Origin of the sequence: Pontibacter roseus DSM 17521 (assembly GCF_000373265.1) — a bacterium.
Taxonomy (GTDB): domain Bacteria; phylum Bacteroidota; class Bacteroidia; order Cytophagales; family Hymenobacteraceae; genus Pontibacter; species Pontibacter roseus.
This window is the reverse complement of record NZ_KB890767.1, coordinates 39043-60894: the sequence shown is the minus strand read 5'-3', so window position 1 is coordinate 60894 and position 21852 is coordinate 39043. Positions and strand designations below refer to the sequence as shown.

Annotated in this window: 25 protein-coding genes; 15 read left to right on the top strand and 10 right to left on the bottom strand. The window is 53.9% G+C overall.

Annotation, left to right across the window (positions count from 1 at the left end; genetic code table 11):
* Nucleotides 1-31 precede the first annotated feature (31 nt).
* Nucleotides 32-190, bottom strand: a complete 159-nt coding sequence (locus tag B051_RS22525) for a hypothetical protein (protein WP_018479409.1) — start codon at nt 188-190, stop codon at nt 32-34.
* A gap of 66 nt (nt 191-256) precedes the next feature.
* On the opposite strand from B051_RS22525, the gene B051_RS0116920 reads away from it, so the two are divergent.
* Nucleotides 257-694: a response regulator gene (locus B051_RS0116920; RefSeq protein WP_018479408.1), complete on the top strand. Its 438-nt coding sequence runs from the start codon at nt 257-259 to the stop codon at nt 692-694.
* Between the two features lie 63 nt (nt 695-757).
* Here the strand turns inward: B051_RS0116920 and B051_RS0116915 are convergent, their stop codons facing one another.
* On the bottom strand, nt 758-1603 hold the full coding sequence (locus B051_RS0116915; protein WP_018479407.1) for a sulfite exporter TauE/SafE family protein: 846 nt from the start codon (nt 1601-1603) through the stop codon (nt 758-760).
* 55 nt (nt 1604-1658) lie between these two features.
* Nucleotides 1659-3293, bottom strand: a complete 1635-nt coding sequence (gene ade / locus B051_RS0116910; RefSeq protein WP_018479406.1) for an adenine deaminase — start codon at nt 3291-3293, stop codon at nt 1659-1661.
* Between the two features lie 258 nt (nt 3294-3551).
* Here ade and cmk point away from each other — a divergent pair, with 258 nt between their 5' ends.
* From cmk to B051_RS0116870, 8 genes are all read left to right on the top strand, one after another.
* Entirely contained in the window at nt 3552-4253 is a 702-nt protein-coding gene (gene cmk, locus B051_RS0116905) for a (d)CMP kinase (protein ID WP_018479405.1), read from the top strand.
* 12 nt (nt 4254-4265) lie between these two features.
* Nucleotides 4266-5150, top strand: a complete 885-nt coding sequence (locus tag B051_RS0116900) for a 4-hydroxy-3-methylbut-2-enyl diphosphate reductase (protein ID WP_018479404.1) — start codon at nt 4266-4268, stop codon at nt 5148-5150.
* Between the two features lie 80 nt (nt 5151-5230).
* Complete coding sequence (locus B051_RS0116895; protein ID WP_018479403.1) at nt 5231-5773, top strand: DUF502 domain-containing protein; 543 nt, start codon at nt 5231-5233, stop codon at nt 5771-5773.
* Nucleotides 5774-5944: 171 nt separating this feature from the next.
* Entirely contained in the window at nt 5945-6778 is an 834-nt protein-coding gene (locus B051_RS0116890) for an alpha/beta fold hydrolase (protein WP_018479402.1), read from the top strand.
* 111 nt (nt 6779-6889) lie between these two features.
* Nucleotides 6890-7378, top strand: a complete 489-nt coding sequence (locus tag B051_RS0116885; protein WP_018479401.1) for an ATP-dependent zinc protease family protein — start codon at nt 6890-6892, stop codon at nt 7376-7378.
* A 5-nt stretch (nt 7379-7383) separates the two neighbouring features.
* The gene (gene rimK, locus B051_RS0116880) at nt 7384-8286 is read left to right on the top strand and encodes a 30S ribosomal protein S6--L-glutamate ligase (protein ID WP_018479400.1); all 903 of its coding nucleotides are present in this window, start codon (nt 7384-7386) and stop codon (nt 8284-8286) included.
* Nucleotide 8287: 1 nt separating this feature from the next.
* Nucleotides 8288-9229 (top strand): succinylglutamate desuccinylase/aspartoacylase family protein, encoded by a 942-nt coding sequence (locus B051_RS0116875; protein WP_018479399.1) that lies wholly within the window; start codon nt 8288-8290, stop codon nt 9227-9229.
* Nucleotides 9230-9242: 13 nt separating this feature from the next.
* The gene (locus tag B051_RS0116870) at nt 9243-9758 is read left to right on the top strand and encodes a hypothetical protein (RefSeq protein WP_018479398.1); all 516 of its coding nucleotides are present in this window, start codon (nt 9243-9245) and stop codon (nt 9756-9758) included.
* Between the two features lie 116 nt (nt 9759-9874).
* Here the strand turns inward: B051_RS0116870 and B051_RS0116865 are convergent, their stop codons facing one another.
* The 6 genes from B051_RS0116865 to B051_RS0116840 form a co-directional block, all read right to left on the bottom strand.
* Complete coding sequence (locus B051_RS0116865; RefSeq protein WP_018479397.1) at nt 9875-10375, bottom strand: hypothetical protein; 501 nt, start codon at nt 10373-10375, stop codon at nt 9875-9877.
* Between the two features lie 120 nt (nt 10376-10495).
* Complete coding sequence (locus B051_RS21565) at nt 10496-11269, bottom strand: SAM-dependent methyltransferase (protein WP_018479396.1); 774 nt, start codon at nt 11267-11269, stop codon at nt 10496-10498.
* 49 nt (nt 11270-11318) lie between these two features.
* Entirely contained in the window at nt 11319-11984 is a 666-nt protein-coding gene (locus B051_RS0116855) for an oxidoreductase (protein ID WP_033317022.1), read from the bottom strand.
* 167 nt (nt 11985-12151) lie between these two features.
* Nucleotides 12152-13012, bottom strand: coding sequence for a CvfB family protein (locus B051_RS0116850; RefSeq protein ID WP_018479394.1), 861 nt, complete (start codon nt 13010-13012; stop codon nt 12152-12154).
* Nucleotides 13013-13275: 263 nt separating this feature from the next.
* Entirely contained in the window at nt 13276-13893 is a 618-nt protein-coding gene (locus B051_RS21560) for a Dps family protein (protein ID WP_018479393.1), read from the bottom strand.
* A gap of 60 nt (nt 13894-13953) precedes the next feature.
* The gene (locus B051_RS0116840) at nt 13954-15843 is read right to left on the bottom strand and encodes a BamA/TamA family outer membrane protein (protein WP_018479392.1); all 1890 of its coding nucleotides are present in this window, start codon (nt 15841-15843) and stop codon (nt 13954-13956) included.
* A 255-nt stretch (nt 15844-16098) separates the two neighbouring features.
* On the opposite strand from B051_RS0116840, the gene B051_RS0116835 reads away from it, so the two are divergent.
* The 4 genes from B051_RS0116835 to B051_RS0116820 all read left to right on the top strand — a co-directional run bounded on the left by B051_RS0116835 (nt 16099) and on the right by B051_RS0116820 (nt 18989).
* Nucleotides 16099-17364, top strand: coding sequence for a putative DNA modification/repair radical SAM protein (locus tag B051_RS0116835; RefSeq protein WP_018479391.1), 1266 nt, complete (start codon nt 16099-16101; stop codon nt 17362-17364).
* 96 nt (nt 17365-17460) lie between these two features.
* Nucleotides 17461-17604 (top strand): hypothetical protein, encoded by a 144-nt coding sequence (locus B051_RS22520; protein ID WP_157579016.1) that lies wholly within the window; start codon nt 17461-17463, stop codon nt 17602-17604.
* A 15-nt stretch (nt 17605-17619) separates the two neighbouring features.
* Nucleotides 17620-18411 (top strand): TIGR03915 family putative DNA repair protein, encoded by a 792-nt coding sequence (locus B051_RS0116825; RefSeq protein ID WP_018479389.1) that lies wholly within the window; start codon nt 17620-17622, stop codon nt 18409-18411.
* 209 nt (nt 18412-18620) lie between these two features.
* Nucleotides 18621-18989 (top strand): hypothetical protein, encoded by a 369-nt coding sequence (locus B051_RS0116820; RefSeq protein ID WP_026236477.1) that lies wholly within the window; start codon nt 18621-18623, stop codon nt 18987-18989.
* 46 nt (nt 18990-19035) lie between these two features.
* Here the strand turns inward: B051_RS0116820 and B051_RS0116815 are convergent, their stop codons facing one another.
* Nucleotides 19036-19743: a hypothetical protein gene (locus B051_RS0116815; protein WP_018479387.1), complete on the bottom strand. Its 708-nt coding sequence runs from the start codon at nt 19741-19743 to the stop codon at nt 19036-19038.
* 481 nt (nt 19744-20224) lie between these two features.
* Between B051_RS0116815 and B051_RS0116810 the strand changes: the two genes are divergently transcribed.
* Both B051_RS0116810 and sigZ read left to right on the top strand, forming a co-directional pair.
* On the top strand, nt 20225-20647 hold the full coding sequence (locus B051_RS0116810; protein ID WP_018479386.1) for an ArsI/CadI family heavy metal resistance metalloenzyme: 423 nt from the start codon (nt 20225-20227) through the stop codon (nt 20645-20647).
* Between the two features lie 168 nt (nt 20648-20815).
* Entirely contained in the window at nt 20816-21448 is a 633-nt protein-coding gene (gene sigZ, locus B051_RS21555) for an RNA polymerase sigma factor SigZ (protein WP_018479385.1), read from the top strand.
* Nucleotides 21449-21852 lie beyond the last annotated feature (404 nt).

Sequence of the window (21852 nt, the reverse complement as noted above, 5' to 3'; positions counted from 1 at the left end):
CCTGGCTTTAAAACAGTTTCAAATTTTAGTACTAAAGTTGCTCAATATTATATAGATTTGTGTTGAGCAGGGCGGCGCCGAAGCGCATCGTCTCCTGCTCAGGAGCAAATACCCCTATCGGGATAGAAGCAAGGCGCAGCTTTAGGAGAATCGAGCTGTGCTGGCGGTGACCCGCTATACCTGCTTTCATAAGCTGAATACCTGATGTGCATAATTCCGCACAATTAGGCTTACTGGCTGATTTTCACGTGATACTATGAGGAAATTATCAGGCATCCTGCTAATAGACGACGACGACACAACCAATTTCCTGAACCAGCGGCTGCTCGAGCGCATGCAGGTAACGGACAACGTGCGCACCTTTGTCAACGGGAAGCAGGCCTTTGACTACCTATACAATGTGAGTAACAACAATTACGAGCATACCGATCAGAACTATTTTCAGCCGGAAATCATCTTCCTGGACATCAACATGCCGGTGATGGACGGGTTTGAGATGCTGGATTTGTATGAGCGGCTGGACGAGGACTTCAGGAAGAGCATCGTCCTGGCGGTGCTGACCACCTCCACGCATCCGCAGGACACGGAGGCCGCCAAAAAGTATTCGGCCGAGTACCTCACCAAGCCCTTGACAAGCGACAAAGTCAAAGGCCTTATTGACAAACACTTCAGCGTGCAACAGGAAAACCAGTAGCGGCTTCCCGCGGGTATAAATCTTGGGCGTGTCAGGTTCAATATACCTGACACGCCATTTTGTTTAAAAGGAGAACCCGAAGTTCGACTTTATCAGCAGGTTTGTGATGACGCCTATACCTGCCAGCAGCAGTCCGATGCCAATCAGTTTTTCGATGTTCTGGGCGGGCGGGCGGTGCTTCTTCATGATGTTGCCCCCTAGGGCTCCCAGCGCAAAGGCTGCCATGAGCGGCAGGCTGCGGCTCCAGAGCACGTTGCCCAGCAGGTAATGGCTGATAAAGCCGGTGAAGCTTGTGATGACCAGGATGAACAGAGAGGTGGAGGTGGCAATCTGGGAAGGCATCCGGAACAGCTTAATCATCATGGGCGTCTGCAGGAAACCACCCCCTATGCCAAAGAGCCCCGCAATGATACCAGAGGCGAAGCCAAATACGGAGACCAACCCTCCGTTAAGCCGGTAAGCCAGGTGCTTGGCTCTATTCTTACGGATAAACGAAGTGGGAGCCCGGCGTATGCGGTACATCATGCCGGAGTGTCGTATGCGCTTCTTCTTTTTGGCAGGGGCCACCATGAACAAACCCACCGTCACCACAAACAGGGCGAAAATCACCTGCAACTCCGAGACCGGCAGAAAGGCCACCATAAAAGCGCCCAGTACGGTGCCAGCCACCGCCGGAAACTGTATAAGCGAACCCACCAGGTAGTCGATGCTTCTGTCGCGGAGGTTGAACACGGAGGCGATGATGGAAGCCGGCACCAAGGCCGACATGGTAGCACCAATAGCGATTTCGATGTTGTAGCCGAAGAAGATAATCAGGATGGGCACCATGAACACACCACCCCCAAACCCGATGATGGTGCCAAACCCGCTCACGAGCGCACCCACAACAAAAATGATGAATTCCTCCATTCGCTATAGCCTCACAGGGCTACCATCTATACCTTTGGTCTTGTATGCAAGCGTACTATTCTGCTACAGGTACGAATTTAAAGTCATCACCGTTAAACAATCCCTTGTCGCTTAGCTTGAGCGACGGAATCACGAGCAAAGCCATGAACGAGAGCGTCATGAAAGGGGAGGCCAGCCGGCTGCCCATCTCCTTGCTCATGCGGTCAATGGCCGAGTAGGCCTTGGCTACCTCGTATCCATCGGCGGCTGACATGATGCCCGCCACGGGCAAGGGCAACAGTTGCTCCTTCGCGCCGTCCACGGCCGCCACACCCCCTTTGGCGCTGATAATCAGGTTCACGGCACGCGCGATGCTGTCGTCATCCACACCCACCGCAATGATGTTGTGCGAGTCGTGCCCGACTGAGGAGGCGATGGCACCACGGGCTATACCTACGTTCTTGATGAAAGCCACGGCAGGCTCGGCGTTCTGGTAGCGGTTCACCACGGTTATCTTCAGCACATCTTGCTCCACATCCGAAACGATATATCCGTCCTCCACTTTTGGAGTGGCCCATACCTGATGCGTGATGAGCTGTCCGTCATACGCCTCGATTACCCGGATTTTAGTGGCACTGTCTGCCGCCAGCCGGAACTGCTCCGGTCGCTTGGGCTCTGTGTTGAAGTTATTGATTTCTTCGCTGAGTGTGAATGCGATGTTGGTCTTGCCATTCTCTGCCACCAGTTGTCCGTTGATGTAGGTCGCCTTCACGTTGAAGTTCTCCAGGTCATCCACCACAATGAAATCGGCTGGGTCATTTTCTCGGAGCAAGCCTACTTCAAGTTTGTAGTGCAGCACCGGGTTGAGGCAGGCTGCCCGCAGCACATGAAACAGGTCATAGCCTTTGGCCAACGCCCGCTTCACCAGCAGGTTCAGGTGACCTTCCACCAAGTTGTCGGGGTGCTTATCATCAGAGCAGAACATGATGTGGTCTGGGTGGTCTTTGAGCAGACCGATGAGTGCCTCAAAGTTCTTGGCGGCGCTGCCTTCGCGTATGAGTATCTTCATGCCTACAGCCAGCTTATCCAGGGCTTCCTCGGCGGTGAAGCACTCGTGGTCGGTGGTGATGCCGGCGGAGGCATACAGCGCCGCCTGCTCGCCGCGCAGTCCGGGGGCGTGTCCGTCCACGGCCTTGCCATACTTCTTGGCCAGTTCTATCTTCTCCATCACCTGCGGGTCACGGTGTAAGGTGCCAGGCCAGTTCATCATCTCGGCCAGGTACTTGATTTCGTCGCGCTGGAACAAGGCCTCTATGTCAGCAGCCGTAATCTCGGCGCCGGCCGTTTCGAAAGGGGTGGCCGGTACGCAGGAGGGGGCGCCGAAGTAGAACTTGAACGGCACCTTCTTTCCGTTTTCCACCATGTACTCCACGCCTTTCAGGCCCAGCACATTGCCAATCTCGTGCGGGTCCGAGACAGTGGCCACGGTACCGTGCGGCACGGCCAGCCGGGCGAATTCAGAGGGCACTAGCATGGAGCTTTCCACGTGCACGTGGGCATCCACAAAGCCCGGCAGAATATAATGGGTTGAGGCCGAGGGCTCACGAACTATTTTGGAAATGCGCCCGTTTGACACATGGACTGTGCCCTCAAAAATCTCTTGCTGGTGCAGGTCTATGATGCGTCCGCTGACAGAAAACGAGGTATGCATGGCAGGATGGGTATGGTGATTTAAATTGCCCTTGGATAAGGTTTGAACGCGTAAATTACTTTATATTTGCATTAAAATCAGTCGTTTTGAGAAAGATAATTTCCTATTTGGTACTCGCAGGATTTTTGGCCACCGGCACGCTGGCGGGCTGCACTGCTAAATCACCGCAACAGAAAAAGACGGCCTCATACATGAAAAAGAGCAAGCGTGGCAACGTTCCATGCCCATGCGACTCCAACTAATCCCGAACAGCTTACCATGAAAAAAATCGTAATTGCCATTGACGGCTACTCCTCATGCGGTAAAAGTACAACTGCTAAGCTGGTGGCTGCTGAACTGGGGTACGCCTACATCGACACGGGCGCCATGTACAGAGCGGTTACACTTTACTTCCTGAATCACCACGTCAGCCTGACCAACCCGAAGGAGGTGCGGGACGCGCTGGATAAAATAGACATCGCTTTTCATTACAACCCGAAGTCAAAACGGAACGAGGTGTTCCTCAACGGCCTCAACGTGGAGGATGAGATACGCAAAATGTACATCTCCAATCAGGTGAGCGAAGTGAGTGTGGTGAAAGAGGTACGCCGCGCCATGGTGGCGCAACAGCAGAAGATGGGCCGCAAGCGGGGCGTGGTGATGGATGGACGCGACATCGGGACGGCTGTTTTCCCGGATGCGGAGGTGAAGGTGTTCATGACCGCCGACGTGGACACGCGTGCCAAGCGCCGCCAGGACGAATTGTTGGCCAAGAAGCAGCTTATCAACCTGGGTGAAATCAGGGAGAACCTGCTCAAGCGCGACTTAATAGACTCTACCCGCCAGGAAAGCCCGCTGCGCCGCGCCGAGGATGCTTTTTTGCTCGATACTTCGCACATGACCATTGATGAGCAGGTGGAGTTCGTACTCAACAAGGTGACCTCGCGTATCTTTAACAGCGAGTATAGTTTACAGGAATAGAGGGATATAGAGATGAACGTAACGATAGACAAGAACTCCGGTTACTGCTTCGGCGTGGAGTTCGCCATACAAATGGCGGAAGACGAGATGGAGAACTGCGAGGAGCTCTACTGCCTCGGCGACATCGTGCACAACAGCATGGAGGTGAAGCGGCTCTACAACAAAGGCCTTCGCATTATTGACCGGGAGCAGCTCAAGGAACTCCGTGATTCCAAAGTACTCATCCGAGCGCATGGCGAGCCACCGGAGACATACCAAATCGCTTTAGAGAACAACATAGAATTGATAGACGCCTCGTGCCCGGTGGTGCTCAAGCTGCAGAACCGCGTGAAGCACGCCTTTGACACCGACAAAGCCAAGGGCGGGCAGATTGTGATTTACGGCCAAGTAGGGCATGCCGAGGTAATCGGCTTGGCCGGCCAGACAGGCGACGAGGCCATAATCGTGACCACCGAGGAGGACCTGGACAAAATCGATTTCACGCGTCCGGTGACGCTTTTCAGCCAGACGACCAAAAGCACAAAGGGTTTCTACCACATCAAGTCGCTGATTGAGGAGCGCATCAAGCAGGCCAACCAGGACAGCACCGCCTTCAATGCCAACGACAGCATCTGCCGTCAGGTGTCTAACCGAGAGCCGCAACTCATGAAATTCTCCGCGGAGCACGATGTGATTGTGTTTGTGAGCGGCAAGAAGAGTTCCAATGGCAAGGCGCTGTACAGCGTGTGCAAGCAGCACAACCCCAACAGCTACTTCGTGGAAAACGAGGAGGAACTGCAGAAGGAGTGGTTTGAGAATGCACAAAGCGTAGGGATATGCGGTGCCACATCCACCCCCATGTGGCTGATGCAGCAGGTAGCTGACAGCATCAATAGCATGAGTCTGCAGGAGGTATAGCCATTGTACTATAAACCAGTTGCATTTTTGCTAATTTTAGGCTTTGCTTCGGCAAGGCCTTTTTTTATGAACCATCCAGCATGAGACGCATATTACGCTATTTCCTGAACGGGCTCCTCATCATAGCCCCTTTCACCATCACCGTATGGATTGTGGTGGCCATCATAGACTGGCTGGACAGTATGTTCGACCTAGGTATACCTGGCCTAGGCATCCTGCTGATGTTCATCCTGCTCACGCTGGTGGGTTTCATCAGTTCCTCCTTCTTCGTGAAGCCGTTCATTGTCATCACCGGGCGCTGGTTCAACAAAGTGCCCTTGGTCGGTATCGTGTATTCCAGCATAAAGGACCTGTTCGACGCTTTTGTGGGAGACAACCAGAAGTTCAACAAGCCGGTGATGGTGAAGATGTCGGATGACTCGGATAACCTGAAATTCGGCTTTGTGACGCAGGATGTATTCAACGCCCTGAACGTGGAAGAACGGGTGGCTGTTTACTTCCCGCACTCCTACAACTTTTCGGGAGAGCTTTTCGTGGTGCCGACAAAAAACGTGGTATACCTGGATTTGCCCAGCAGCGATGTGATGAAGTTCATCGTATCGGGCGGCGTGTCAAAGCTTTAGGATAGGCATGCACAAAAAGCTATACCTTCACTAAAAATACGCCGCCAGGCAGAACCTATTTGTATGCATGCCGAATAAGTTATGAGGGCCTGAAGCGGGCAAATAGCCGCTTGCTATACCTTAGGAGCTTCCGCCTATACCTGAAAGACAAGGTAACCACCATCAAGCAGAATGCCTTACATCATCCACGAAGGGACCAAACTACACTACCGCGTGCTGGGCAACGGGAGCCAGGCGCTGCTCGCTTTCCATGGCTATGGGCAGAGCAGCGGCTACTACCTGTCTATGGGACGTGCCCTGGACGGGGACTATACCATTTACGCCTTCGACCTGTTCTTCCACGGGCAGAGCACCCTGCACAAGTCCAACATGCCGCTCCAGAAGGATTTTCTGCAGGAGCTCATTACGCTGTTCCTCCAGAAGGAAAAACTGCAGGAGTTCTCCCTGATGGGTTTCAGCATGGGAGGCAAGTTCGCGCTGACGCTGGTGGAGCGGTTTCCGGAACGGGTGAAGGAGCTCTTTTTAATCGCCCCCGACGGCATCAAGACCAGCTTCTGGTACAACATAGCCACCTACCCCGGTTGGCTGCAGCAGCTCTTCAAGCGCACGGTACTCAAACCCGAGCCCTTCTTCCGGCTGCTCAAGGTGCTCAACCGGTACAACATGATTCACAAGAGCCTCGTCCGGTTTGCCCGTTTCCAGATGGACAGTACCGAAAAGCGCCTGCGCGTATACCGCAGCTGGATTGGTTTTCGGGAGCTCAACTTTGACATACGCCAGATTGTGCGCCTGCTCAACGGGCAACAGGTGCCGGTGACGATGTTCCTGGGTGAGTTCGACCAGATTATCTCCCCCAAGCGGGTGAGCGTGTTCGTGAAGGCGCTGCAAAAGGGGGAGCTCGTCATACTGAGGACTGGGCACTCGCACCTGCTGCAGGAAGTGGCGGAGCTGCTGCACCAGAAAAAGACCGGTGCCATACCTCCGGCGGCCCCCGCCACCGAGTAAAAAGTAAAGGACTTACGTGGCCATACCTTGTTTCAGGCGAAATAAAAATTAACCGCTATTCCTCATCTTTGGTGCGTCGTACGTAAAGCAGAATGCTTAAATTGGCCTTTGATGAAAGAGGAAAAACGTAAAAAGCCCAAATCAGAGAAGAAGACGATTGGCAGGCGCGAAATGGTGGCCTTCCCGGAACTGGACATCGACGAGATAGAGGCCAAGATAGACACCGGCGCCTATACCTCGGCCATACACTGCTCCGATATACACGAAGAGACCCGTCCGGACGGAACTACCGTCATCGCACTCGATTTGCTGGACCCCTCGCACCCCCAGTACAACCACAAAAAACTGGTGTTCACGGATTACTCGCTCCGCGACATCCGGAACTCGTTCGGGGATGTGCAGGAGCGCTACGTCATTAAGACCAGAATCCAGCTGTTCGATGAACTGATAGAGGCTGAGTTTTCCCTTTCGGACCGCAGCGATATGAAATACCCGGTGCTGATTGGAAGAAAGCTGCTCAAAGGCCGGTTTATTGTGGACGTTTCCCGTAAAAACGTTTCCCAGAAATTCAACAAGAAGCAAAAGCAGAAGAACACATAACCCTTATGAAGATAGCGATACTCTCCCGCAACCCCAAGCTGTACTCTACCCAACGCCTGGTGGAGGCGGCGCAGCAACGCGGACACGAAACCCTGGTGCTGGACCACCTGCGCTGCGACCTGGTGATAGAACAGGGCGACCCGCATATACTCTACAAAGGAGAGCGATTGACCGGGGTGGATGCCATCATCCCGCGTATCGGGGCCTCGGTTACGTTTTACGGCACAGCCGTGGTGCGCCAGTTTGAGATGATGAAGGTGAAGAGCGCCGTGGACTCACAAAGCATCGTGCGCTCCCGCGACAAACTGCGCAGCAGCCAGATTCTCTCAAGGGCTGGACTGGGTATGCCCAAAACCGCCTTCACCAATTATTCCAAGGAGACATCCATGCTGGTGAAGGAAGTAGGCGGCGCGCCGCTGGTCATCAAGTTGCTGGAAGGCACGCAGGGATTGGGCGTGGTACTGGCCGAGACGAAAAAAGCTGCTGAGTCAGTGATTGAGGCTTTCCACAACCTGAAGGCCCGCATCATTGTGCAGGAGTTCATCTCAGAGGCTGCCGGCGCTGACATCCGTGCCTTCGTGGTGAACGGCGAAGTGGTAGGCGCCATGAAACGCCAGGGCAAGGAAGGCGAGTTCCGCTCCAACCTGCACCGGGGTGGCAACGCTACGCTCATCAAACTCAACCGCCAGGAAAAGGCGGCTGCTCTGCTGGCGGCCAAGTCGTTGGGCCTAGGTATAGCCGGCGTGGACATGCTGCAGTCCAAGCGCGGGCCGCTCATACTGGAGGTGAATTCCTCGCCAGGCCTGCAGGGTATAGAGAAAGCCACGCAGAAAGACATAGCCGGTAAAATAATAGAGTACGTGGAAGGGCTCGTACAGAAGAAGCCCGCCAAGAAAGTAAAAGAGTAGCATGCCCGAAACCATCAAAATCAACGGTGTATCCATAGACCGTGGTGAGAAAGTACTGACCAAACTGGTCATTTCCAAGCTGCCGAGCGGCACCGTGATTGACATACCGGTATATGTGTTCCGGTCGGTGCACGATGGGCCGGTGCTGCTGCTGATGGCAGGTATGCACGGCGACGAGGTGAACGGCACGGAAATCATCCGCCGCATGCTCACCAAAAAGATGCTGTACCCGCTCAAAGGCACCATCATCGCCGTACCGGTGCTCAACATCTACGGCTTCCTCAACTTCTCCCGCGACGTGCCTGACGGTAAGGATGTGAACCGCAGCTTCCCAGGCAACAAGGAGGGGTCTCTGGCCAGCAGGGTGGCGCACCGCTTCATGAAGGAGGTGATGCCTTACGTAGACTATGGCGTGGATTTCCATACCGGGGGCTCAAGCCGGGGCAACTACCCGCAGATACGCTGTGTGTTGTCCGATACCCGAAATCAGGAGTTGGCAGAGGCCTTTGCGGCTCCCTTCACGCTGAATGCCCCTTTTCGGCAGGGCTCGCTTCGCAAAGAGGCGGCCAAGCTAGGCAAGCGCATCCTGGTGTACGAAACCGGTGAGTCGCTGCGCTTCGATGAGCGGGGCATCAAGGTGGGGATAGAAGGCACCTGCCGGCTGTTGCACCACCTGGGTATGTCCACTAGCTGTACGCCCGCCTCTGAGCCCACCACCGTCTGCATGAAGGACATCTGGCTGCGGGCCAAGAACGCCGGCCTGTTCCGCAGTCTGGTGAAGGAAGGGGAGTACGTGAAAAAGAACCAGAACATAGGAAGCATCACAGACCCTTACGGAGAGATGGATGTACGGCTCAACGCCCCAGCCGCCGGCTATGTAGTTGGGCTCAACAACATGCCCGTAGTGAACCAGGGAGACGCGTTGCTGCATATCGCCTTCTGACAGGTATAGGTCTTTGAAGAAGCTGTTCATATATCTCCTGGGAACCCTGTTGTTCACCCTTCTGCTTGGTGGTACCGCCGCGGCGCAGTCTGGCTTGGAGGAGTGGGACGAAAACTACCCGATTATAGAGCTGAACGAACTGCTCCGGTATGAGCAACGGTATGCCGACAGCATCGAAGCATCCTTGGGGAAAGACGAGTATTACTTTAGGGCAGCCAAATACAGGTTTTCAGCCACGTACAAAGGGCTGAAGCGTAGGCTGGACCCCAAGGTGCTGCAGTCCATGCGCAACGTGCTGAGTTATTCCGTTGGAAGCGCGGCACAACTGGAGGGGCTGGTAGAGCATGAGTATCTGTTCGAGGTAGGGGAGACGCGCTTTTGGGCACCCTTGCAGCGACAGTTGGAAGAGCCTTTCGTGGAGGAGGTGAGAAATGGAGATGCACTCACCTTATACTGCCTGTTCCTGAACGAGCACTCCAGCAACGGGCTATTTAATACCTTCCTGGTATCGGAGTTCCTGAAGGAGTAAGAAAGGGTAGAGCAATTCTAACTCAGCAGGTATAGCTAAACGAGACCGGTTCAAACAGGAAGGGCCTGCTATGACAATAGCAGGCCCTTCCTGTTTGAACCGGTTTGATTCTTGGATTAGAAAACGTATCGTACGTGCAGGGCAGAATCCCAGTAGCCGCCGCCGCGTGGTATGTTGAAGTATGGCTTGATGTCAGCGCCGATGGTGAACGGAATGTCGCGGATATAGTACTCCAGACCCAGAACGCCGTCAATGCCAAAGCCTACAACCGTATCGTGGTAGTGTTCGTCGTAGTGCTTGTGGTGGCGGTCATAGTAATGGCGTCCTTCATGGAACCCCACGTGGCCACCCAGGCCGTAGTACCACTGCAGGCCTGTGGCGTTGAAGGCTGGCGCGTGCTTCTCATACAGCACTGTGATAACACCGCCCCTGTGCCGGAAGCTGGTGCTCAGGATGCCTTCGATGGCGGCATCACTCTTGATAAAATGCTTAATGGTGAGGCCGGAAGCAACGCCTCCTCTAAAGCCAATGCCAGTCTTGTACTGCTGTGCCTGGGCACCAAAAGCCAGCGTCATCACCAATGCCATGGCGAAACCAACGCGAAGAAGTGTTTTCATTGAATCGTTAAAAATTAAACATGCACTATGCCGAGAGGTACATCCTGCCGACAGGGTGCAAAATTATAACTTCTAGCGTTCGAAAAAACTAATATTACGGTTTGGTATAAACTTTTAAGCTCACTGCTTGTAGGATTGCAGGTACGCGGACTTGCGGGTGCGTTGGCCAATGAGCTTGAAAAAAGTGATAAATCCTTGATGGTCATGCTCCAGCGCCCGTGCGAAGGCGTCCGGCTCCTCCTCTTCCTTGTAGTCCTTGATGTAGTGCTCCCGTACCAGCAGAGCCTCCTCCAGTTCCTCTGCCGCTTCTATGTGTACAAGCCCCGTCTTCTCCCACAGCTTGCGCCACCACTCAATGGTATGGATAAAGTACCAATAGTTCTGATAATCTTCTTGAAGGAATTCCGGTGCCTGCTCCGGGCTCTCTATCTCTTTGGTGAAGCACACATCCACAATGGCGATGTGCCCCTTGGGCTTGATGAAACGGGCAATGTAAGGCAGGTACTTCTCGTCGGTGCCGAAATAGGTATAGGAGTCCACCACAATCACGGCATCGAAGTACTCTTCGGGAAAGGGGAGGGAGCGGGCCTCCATCTCAAGCGGAAACACCTTGTCTTCGCAGCCCTCATCCAGAATGCGCTGGTAGTTGTCGCTAGCGGATACGGCTTCGTCCACAGCCCACACGGTGACGCCAAATTCCATGGCCAGGAAGATGGAACTGATGGCTTTGCCGCAGCCCAGGTCCAGCACCCGCATGCCAGGCTTGAGATTCAAAGATTTGGTCAGGCTCTCCAGGTTGAACAGGACATTTTCGCCCATGGAGTGTTTGCGGACCCACTCCGGGTCATATTGCGAAGCCTTCGGGAAGGCGTGGTGTAAGCTCTGTTTCGGCATAGGTATAGCTAAAGATGCCTTGCAGCTTACGAGGGGACAGGAGGTATAGTTAGCTGCCCAGGCGCTCTATTTGGTCCGATGGGTAGATGTGCACGCCCACCTGGTCCTTGGAGGCAGCCTGCAGCATGGCTTTGGCCACGGTTTCAGCCTGTATGGGCCTGTACTTGCGCAGGGGGCCAAGCATCAGTCCGGAGAGCGGGCGCATGATTTTGGCACCGAACTCCTCGCCCGCCCGGTGCTCTTCGCGGTTGCCCAGCAGGAGCGACGGCCTGAAAATATGCACGGCCGGGAAACCCAGTTGCTGTACATCCCGCTCCACTTCCCCTTTTACCTTGTTGTAGAAAATCATGGAGCCGGCGTCGGCGCCCATGGCTGTGATGACGAGGAACTGCGTGGCCTTCTTCTCCAGCGTGACCTCTGCCAGTTTTGTCACGTAGGTATAGTCCACTTTGTGGAAAGCCTCCTTGCTGCCCGCCTTCTTGATGGTGGTGCCCAGGCAGCAGAAAACATCATCCGCCACCAGCTCAGCCTTGTATTTTTTCAAATCATCGAAGTCTACCACCTGCTGGTCCAGCTTCGGATGGATGATGGGCAGTTCCCGTCGACCAATGGAGATGACCTGGCTATAGCGGTTGCTCTGAAGAAGTATACGAAGCAGGTGACTGCCTACCAGGCCGCTTGCCCCTGCGATGAGTGCGGTACGGGTCTTTTGCATGTACAATACGTTACGCTCAGAGTACGAGTATACCTGCTATATAGTCTAAAAAATATACAGTTTTGAAGTGAAAAACATACAGCCAGTGCAGAGCAGTGAAAAGACGACGTTGTTGCCCTTGTCGTTTGTATAGTCAGGTATAGCGGTGGGATGGCTAAGACCGGGTGCTATACCTGTTCCTCGTCAGATGGAAGACGGATGCTGTCGTCGCCAATCTCGATTTTGCCCGCCTTGTACAGGCCGCCAATCGCTCTCTTGAACGTCTTTTTGCTCATGCCCATCAGGCGGTAAATCTCATCAGGGCTGCTGCTGTCGGACAGGGGCAGGTAGCCTTTGGCCTGCTGAAGTACTTCGAGTATTCTGTCGGCCGCCTCTGATGACTCCGCCTGGCCGGTGGTGCCGGGTTTGCGCAGTGTCACGTCTATCTTGTCGTCCGGACGCAGAGCTTTGATGTAGCCTTTTAGTTTCGTGCCCAAATCCAGCTCCTGGAACACCTCGTTGCGGTAGAGCATGCCCATGTAGCGGTTGTTGATGATGACCTTGATGCCGATGTCGGTGAAGCCCGCCACCAGCAGGTCTACTTCCTGGTTCTCAGTCAGGTCTGTGGCTGCCTCTTCGTTGTGCAGGTACTTGCCCAATTTGGTGGTGCCCACAATGCGGTCAGAGGTCTCGTCAAGGTACACGTACACACAGTACTTGCGGCCCGGCTTCATTTTGTCCTTCTGGTTGTGCAGGGGCACGAGCAGGTCTTTCTCCAGTCCCCAGTCCAGGAAGGCACCGAACGAGGTGCTGTCGGTGCAGGTGAGGCAGGCGAACTCGCGCACGGTGGCGTATGGCGTCAGGTTAGTGGCAATCACACGGTCCTCGGAGTCGCGGTACACGAACACGCGCACCTTGTCGCCTACGCGCGCGCCTTCCGGAATGTACTTGCGGGGCAGCAGGATGTCGCCGTCCTCAGAGGTGAGGTACATACCAAAATCAACTTCCCGCGCTATCTCCAGTTCGTTGTAATTGCCTAAGTCTACCATGTGTCGTATGTGCTGTAAGTATAGTATGCTGCAAATATAGCGAAACCTAAAATGGTATATGCGATGCAGGTGCTATACCTGAATTGCCTGCTATACTTGTTCTATTGGTTTCGGTTTGTGCTTTCTCCTTATAAACCAAAATCAGCCTGAAAGGATACACCTTCCCCTGGAAAAGAGAGCAGTCTATACCTCTAGCAGACTATAGGAGCAAAAAGAAAGGCAGCCGGAGCAGGCTGCCTTTAAAAATTAAACGCTGCCGTTTATCAGGCTTTCGCCTTTGTCTTCTTAGCCGATGACTTTGCTTGCTGTCCATTTGCCTTCTCGTCTTCTCCTTCCATGATGTCTTCAGGACGGGCGATGAGTCCGATGGACAGGCTGTCCTCTCCCAGGAAGTGCTCGATGTGGTGGCAGCGGTCCTCTGTCTGGAGCAGGATGCCTTCCAGAAGTGATTTGGTGGCGAAGTCGTCGTGTTGCAAAGCCACTTTGATGGACTTCCGTAACTCTACGGCTATCGTCTTCTCATCTTCCATGTCCTTCTGCAGCATCTCCCGGATTCGGAACACGCCTTCCTCCTCGTGCTGGATGTAGGATAGCTCCAGCTGCTGGGCGGGGTGGCAGGTAGGGCAGTAGCCCATCACGGTGAGGCGCTCGGCTATGGCGTCATACTGCTCGTGTATCTGGGTATAGTGCTCCTCGAAGAACAGGTGCAGGTCCCGGAACTGAGGGCCCTCCACCATCCAGTGGTGCTTGTGGTACTGGTTGTATAGCGTGATGAAGGAGGACAGGTGACGGTCCAGTTCCGTGGCGATGGCTGTCGCTGTGTTTTTAGACAAGCCTACCGGGTTGCCTTCATATTCTGATTTTTCTCTTAGCTTTTCCATGTCGGTGTTTGTAAAGTATTCTGCCTTTTTACCGGAATAAGCCTAAAAGGATACAACTATTTAGCGGAACTCCGCCACGCCGGGGCGCTCGAACCGAAAGTCGGCGAAGTCATAGAACGGCCGGGACGACTCGTAGATGCGGAAATTGCTGAAGTCCTCGTTGTTCGGGATTTTCGGATAATAGCCCACCAGTATCTGGATGGTGCTGAAAGAGAGGTACTCGTTGCGGAAGCGCACGCCTACCCCATAGCCCCGGTAAGGGGAGTTGCGGAGCGGGGAACTCCTGTTTCCGTACGAGAGCCAGCCCACATCCACGAAAGCCACGGTGGCCAATCGGAAGCCGAACAGGGAGAACGGAGTATAGAGGTTAGCTTCGTAATTGAGCACGATGCGGCGGTTACCCCGCAGCAGCCCGGAGCGGAAGCCGCGTAGCCCCTCCTCATTGTTGATGGTGAGCAACTCCTCTGGATTGCGGTTCAGGCCAATCGTGCTGCGCACAATCCCGAAATGCCGCAGCTTCCAGTTGCCCCGCTCATACAGCCGGGTGAAGTAAAGCGACTCGAGCAGCAGCATACCCTGTTCCCATTTACTCCCCCGGATAAAGGAGCCATACCCGGCCCGGCCGTAGAGGTACCCGAACGTGGTATTGTACTTGGCAACAGACAAATCCAGCCCCAGATAGCGCCGGTCGTAGAGGTCGCCTTTCTCATAGCCGTAGGTGGCGGAAAAGAGGGTGCCGGCTGGTATGTCCTCTGTTCGGCCGAAGCCAAACAGGTAACGGTCTTTGTAGTAACGGCGCACGCTGTAGCCCAGGCTGCCCATCACCAGTATGTTGTCCTGGTAAGTTTCGGTGGGCTTCACATCGTAATTGGTGTTGATGACGCGCAGCGCCGTGATAACCCGCCCACGCGGCTCATACCCTAGGTTGTAGCTCTTGAACTTGAAGGAACGGCCGAGCCAGAAATCCTGGCGCTTATAGCTGAGGTCGGTGAAACGCTGCACCGTATCTTCGGGTACAGGTGGTAACAGCAGACGCTCCTCCACGTGGCTCACCCCGAAGGCACCGGCATATTTGGTGTTGGTAGAGAAGAAGTCGCGGCGGAGGAAGGCGCTTTTTTCCTTGTAGTAATTCTCGTCGATGTATGTCAGGTCTGCCGACACATAGGAGTTGCTGATGTTCTCGATGCTATACCCGGCGGCCACTTCCCAGGGACGAGGCCGGTCCATGTTGAAGCGGTAGGAGCCGCGCACCTGGTGTCCGAAGCCCAGGAAGTTGAGTTCGCGCAGCGCCACGCGCCCTGCGCCCGAAGAAGGAGAGTAGGAGCCGGAACCTCCTAGGCTGAAGAGGTCCTTGGTGATAACGAACACATCTACGCTGTCTTCGGACGTGGTGCGTTCATCCACAATGATGCGGGCATCCAGCAAATAGTCAGTCTGGCGCAGCAGACGCTCCGACTCGACCAGCGCCAGCGGCTCCAGCGGTTCCATGCTCTCGAAGAGCAGCTTGTTGCGCACCAGGTGGCGACGTGTCTTGACATGCAGGGAGTTGCCCGCCTTCTCCAGGAAGTTGCGCGGCACCCGGGTAGAGTCGTGGATGGAGTAGCCGAGGGCATCGAGGGTGATGATGTCGATGCGGCGCACCACTTTGTAATTATGCCGCTCATACTCCCGCTGAATCAGCTCCGCGTCCAGCCCAATCACCTCTTCGTCTTCGCGGTCAAAAACCAAGATAGCCTTGAGCAGCTTGCCCATGATGGTCTTGCGCTCCGACATCTCACGCAGGTTGCTGATGACGCGCTCATCAAACTTCTTTACGATAGTGTCGATGGGGGCGGCTGCGGAGTCCTGCCGAATGGGCACCTCCTGCGCCTGGCACACATTGGCCTGCAATAGCAGCCCCAAGAGGCATACCATTGTCAAACGCAGGCAGAGTGGGTGCAGAAAGGTCATGGAGGTTTGGGCGCTAACAGGGGCTTCCCCTGCCAGTTTACGGTAGAACCTCCTAATATAGTGCATTCTGTTTTTTTTGATGCAAAACAGCCATTTTTATTTACGCATCCTGATATTCCTCTTTTTTTATGTTGCTAATAATATTAGTTAACAAAGGTGTGGAAAGGTTGTTGATAAATAAAGATGCTAAATATATTGGGTATTTTGCTAAGATGTTGCTAATTTTAAATCCACTACAGAGAGTAAAAGCAGCAGATGGACAGCAAGATAAACGATAAGCTAAAGATATTAGCAGATGCAGCCAAGTATGACGTTTCCTGCTCCTCCAGCGGTGGCAAGCGCAAGAACGACAACAAAGGCTTAGGCAACGCAGAAGGTATGGGCATCTGCCACAGCTACACCGAAGACGGCCGTTGCGTTTCCCTGCTCAAGATTCTGCTGACCAACTTCTGTATTTACGACTGCGCCTACTGTGTCACCCGCAAGAGCAACGACATCAAGCGGGCTGCCTTCACGGTGCAGGAGGTGGTGGACCTGACCATCAACTTCTACCGCCGCAACTACATCGAGGGGTTGTTCCTGAGTTCGGGCATTTTCAAAGACGCCGACTATACCATGGAGCGACTGGTGCGGGTGGCCAAGAAGCTGCGGCAGGAGCACAAGTTCAACGGCTACATCCACCTCAAGACCATACCTGGGGCGAGCGATGAGTTGATAAAGGAAGCGGGGCTATACGCTGACCGGCTGAGTGTGAACATCGAGCTGCCTTCGGAGAAGAGCCTGCAGGCTTTAGCCCCTGAGAAGAACTATTCTGAGATACTGGTGCCGATGGGCTCCATCAAGCAGCAACTGGTGCAGGCCAAGGAGGAGAGCAAGCTGTTCAAGTCAGCGCCTGTCTTTGCGCCGGCGGGGCAGAGCACACAGCTCATCGTGGGGGCCTCCGCCGAGAGCGACCAGCAGATACTGCAGCTGTCGGACCAGCTCTACAAAGGGTATAGTCTGAAGCGCGTCTACTACTCCGGTTACGTGCCAGTGAGTGCCGATAATAGGTTACCCATTATCACAGAGCCGCCCATCATCCGGGAGAACCGCATTTACCAGGCCGACTGGCTCATGCGCTTCTATGGTTTTGACGTGAAGGAGATAGTGGATGAGCAGCACCCTAACCTGGACCTGGACATAGACCCAAAGCTGTCGTGGGCGCTGCGTAACAGGCATGCCTTCCCGGTGGAGATGAACACAGCAGATTATGAGATGATTCTGCGCGTGCCAGGTATAGGCGTGAAGTCAGCGAAGAAGATAGTGTCGGCCAGGCGGTTCGCGCCGCTGCAGTTTGAGCACCTGCGCCAGATGGGCGTGGTGCTGAAGCGGGCGAAGTACTTCATCACCTGCCAGACCAAGAGCCTGCAGCGGCAGGACTACGAGTCGGACCAGTTGCGGCGCAAGATACTGTTCGGCGATGGCTCGGCCCGCAGCGCCCTGCTCACGCAGCAGTTGGACCTGTTCCGGCAGGTAGGCTAAAAACAAGACAATACGATGGAAGAGGCGAGAGAGAAGCATTCAGAAGATTTGTGTAACCAACCCAATCATACACCCTTTCAACCTATTCAAAAAAAGATGAGAAATTCAACCAAAGTCGCCCGTGTTTCCTGCTGCTGCAAACTCCACATGCTGGTGCCCCACCTGAAGAGCCTTTCCTCCCGCATGCAGGCCGATGGTAAGCGCGACAAAGGCCGTGTGAGCTACAGCGCCAACCAATAGAAGAGCTTGACACAGATGCACCTGTATACCTATGACGGCTCGTTCGAGGGCCTCCTGACTGTGGTGTTCGAAGCCTTCGAGCGCAAAGCCTGGCCTACTGCCATTGAGCAGGAGCAGGTGGCCCAGCCTTCTATGTTCGGCGACACCATCCGGGTGGTGACGGATGAGCAGAAGTCAGGCCGGGTATGGCAGGGGCTGCAGCGCCGGCTGTCAAAGGGTGCATTAGAGGCGCTCTACTATACCTATTTGTGGGAGCAGTCCGGTTTTGAGCAGCTCGTGTTTGACTATGCCCGCCTAGCCTTTGAGTCAGAGGAGAGTATAGAAGGAAACTACACCGCCACCTGCGTGCTGCAAGTGCAGCAGATACACAAGCAGGTGCACCGCGAGAAGCACCGCATGGAGGCCTTCGTGCGCTTCCAGAAGTCAGCGGATGGCCTGTTTTATGCCACCATCACACCAGACTTCAATGTGCTGCCCCTCATCATCCGGCACTTTGAGAGGCGGTATGCCGACCAGCGTTGGGCTATCTACGATACCCGTCGCAGGTATGGCGCCTATTATAATTTGGTGTCTACTGCCTTCATCAACCTGGAGACGCAGGCGGTGTCGCCGAAGCGGTATGGGGTGCTGACCGCTGACCAATATGATGCAGAAGAGGCGAAGTACCAGCAGCTGTGGCAGGTATACTTCGACCACGTAAACATACCCGAGCGCAAGAACCCGAAGCTCCACCTGCGCCACATCCCCAGGCGTTACTGGAAATACCTTTCCGAAAAGCAGCCGCGCCAGCTGAAGAATTTATCCTGATTAACTTATTGTGCCTCAGCTTTTCCGCTGTAACAAGGGGTGCAGCATAGCTGTTGCTTCCAGTCTGAGGTCGCAACACAGGGTAACCCGAATGGCCTTTTTGGAGTATAACATCTATATAGTAATGCTTTTGAAGAAACCTGCAGCAGGCCCCTAACCATTGACAGTCGGTATGGTGGTACTTGCTGCAATTACCTTTTTGAAAAACGATGAACACACGCGTACGAAAGAAATTGATTCAAGTAGCTCGTGGACGAGCGCACCTGATGTCCTTCCAAAACCTGGTTCTGGAGGCCGAACTCGGCTTGAACCTGGAGAACACCTACGAAAAATCCCAGCTCAACGAAGTAATAGATGAAATATCAGAAGCAGAGCATGCCGCAGGCAGGCCGCTGCTGAGCGCGTTGGTGCGCGTGAAAGGGCGCCAGAACCAGGGCGACAGCTTCTTTAAACTATGTGAGCGACTAGGCTACGGTGACTGGAAAAGCTTGAAGCGCAACCAGGAGTTCCTGGAAGAGCAGCGCCAGACCTGCCGTGAGTTCTGGCAAGACAGCAAGAATTTTTCGTCCTTCCTATAACTAGTGTAAAGAGGCGGGTCCGCCCGCTTTCCCTGGGCCCGCTTCTTTACTTATCCCGCAGTTTCATATCCACCACCCTTCCTTCCGAGGCTAGTTCGCCGTCTACGTACAGGTGGTAGGCTAGCGGAAAGATGAGTCCTCGCCCGACACGCCTATACTCTTTCTCGTCCCGGTAAGACATGGTTTCCTGCTTGCTGCCCGACTGCTGCTGGCTGGATGCCAGCACAGTGAAAGTGGACTTGGATATAATTAAATGGATGTCTTGCAGGGTATGCGGGTTGGTGACCTGTACAATCTCTGCCTCCTCGCCTTTGTAGTGACAGGTCAGGAGGTGCCTGAACTTCAAATCCCTGTTTTGGAGCATGGCCAGGAAGTTGTAGAAGAGAACGTGCTCCAGTTGCACTTTTTCCTCCACTGCCAACGGCTCTCTTGCCCCATCCACTTCTTTCCAGGCACCTGAATCATCAATCGCCCTGATGGAGGTCCCGCCTTCGTGGTGGGTGGTCTCGATGATGTGCCTTTTCTGGAGGTCTAGTCTATAGTGGGTCCGGGTGGGGTAACTGGAACCCCTCACGAAGGTATGGTCAATGACGGTATAATCCAGCAGCCTTAGCTTATTGATATTCTTTTCTCCTCCAAACGCCAAGGCCATCTTTTTTCGGATGGTTTCGCCCTTGTCTTCTGCCTCTGTGTGCTGCGCGTATAACACAGCATGAAAGAGGAGGAACATCAACACAAGAATAGATTTTCTCATACCCTTCAAAACAGTGGTTCTTCCCTACATACCCGTATCAAACTTCAAATTACTGCTCACGGGTGCTGGCAGGCACCGGTGCACAAAGAGGATGCTCAAGCTATTATTTTAACGATTTTGAGAGGAATAAGTATCTGTGGTTGCACAGAATTCATTTGTTTCTTGTTTATATTTTAATAGGTAGTTGACTATATAGAGCTGAATGTTTTAATTTATAAAACGGTTTGTTGTAGCGCTTGTACTAACCACTGCTGTTCCTAGTGAGTTTTCCAATGCATCATCTATTTTTCGTCATTCATCTTAAGTTAATATTCTTCAGTTCCCTATAAAGGCATGTACTTCTGCAAAAAAGCGTACAGTGAACTTTGCTGCCAGAGTAATTGCAGCCCTTCGGAAAAATAATTTCATATGGCTGCGTCTTTTTGGGTAGCTCACCGTCATCAGGGTGTAAATCAACAGAAACACCTAAAAGGAGCTAACCATGAAAAGATTTCACGTAAACGTACGCGTCAAGAGCCTGCACGAATCACTGGCATTCTACACCGCCCTGTTCGGTGCCAAGCCTACCGTTGTGAAAGAGGACTATGCCAAATGGATGCTGGAGGACCCGCGCATCAACTTCGCCATCTCGCTGCACTCGGAAAACGCAGGTATAGAGCATCTGGGCATTCAGGCTGAAAGCGAAGAGGAACTGGCCGAGGTATACGGACGGCTCAAGCAGGCCAAAGGCGCCATCCGGGAAGAAGGCAAATGCACCTGCTGCTACGCCAAGTCAGAGAAGTCTTGGATTACGGACCCGCAGGGGGTGGATTGGGAGGCTTTCTATACCTTCGGGGAGTCCACTGTATATGGTGAAGGCACGAATGCCCGTCAGAACCAAACACATCAGCCCGCCGCCATTTAGTACAAAATAAAACACAAAGCCAGTCCGCTGCAGGTATGCTACTTACCTGCGGCGGACTGGCTGTTTCTGGAAGTAGATTCTCAAGGTATAATTTGATGACAGATTTTTTGTAAATTTAGAGTGAGGCGACTGCTGTAATTGATTTGTCACTTCCTTATTGAAACTGCCATGGAAAACAAAAGCTGCCATACCTGCTTGGGTGCCCCTGTTGCCACGCCCGTGGAGACCTGCGCTGCCGTAGCGCCGGTTTTTCTGCAATACGAAGCGAAGCTGAGGAGCTTCGTGATAAAGCGTATCAAAGTCAAGGATGAGGCCCATGACATTTTGCAACAGCTGTATGTCAAGCTCTACAAAAGCTGCGAGCAGCTGCAGGGGGTACAGAACGTAAGCGCCTGGCTCTACCAGATTGCACGGAACGCCGTCTATGACTACTATCGGGAGCAGGGCCGTAACGTGCCCATCGCGGACGAGGCCGACTTGGAGGAGCCACTGCACCAGGAGTCGGAGAGGCAGGAAATGGAGAACCTCGTGCTGCCCCTCCTTAACTTACTGCCCGTTGAATACGCCGAACCCCTCCGCCTGAGCGAGTTGGAAGGCATCAGCCAGAAAGAGATAGCCGAAAGACTGGGTATGTCCTATTCGGGTGCCAAGTCACGGGTGCAGCGCGGCCGCGAGAAACTCAAAGAACTCTTCCTGGAGTGCTGTCACCTGGAACTGGACCACCAGGGGCGGCTGGTCAGCGCCACCGCCAAAGAGAGCTGCAAACCGCTGCAGGTGCAGTTGGGGAGAGAGACGGAATAGCTTCAGTAGCTGCTGTTTTTGATTTATGGCTGCGGCTTTTCTATACCTATACCTGAGTTGTTTCATTGCTTCGCCTGTGCGGCGGGCACCTGCTTTTTTCCTTGATGAAAATCGAGGGCCCCTACCCCCAAAGTAGGCAAAAGAATCAAGACGATTTTGAACTCGCTGACCGCTCGAACAAAAAATCGTCAGCGGTCCACCTGGCTGATGCCATCAATCCATGGCTGCCGTGAAAACTCTCCCCTTGAGGGGAGTCAGAGGGGTGTTAAGGCTATACCTGCCAGTGTTCTGTGCTACAGCGCCTATAACTGAGAAAAAGCTATGGCAGAAAGTCCCCCTCGAAGGGGGCAGGGGGATGTTCAATCGTTCCTGATTCCCCTCCTGAGAGGGGCAGGGGTGTGTCC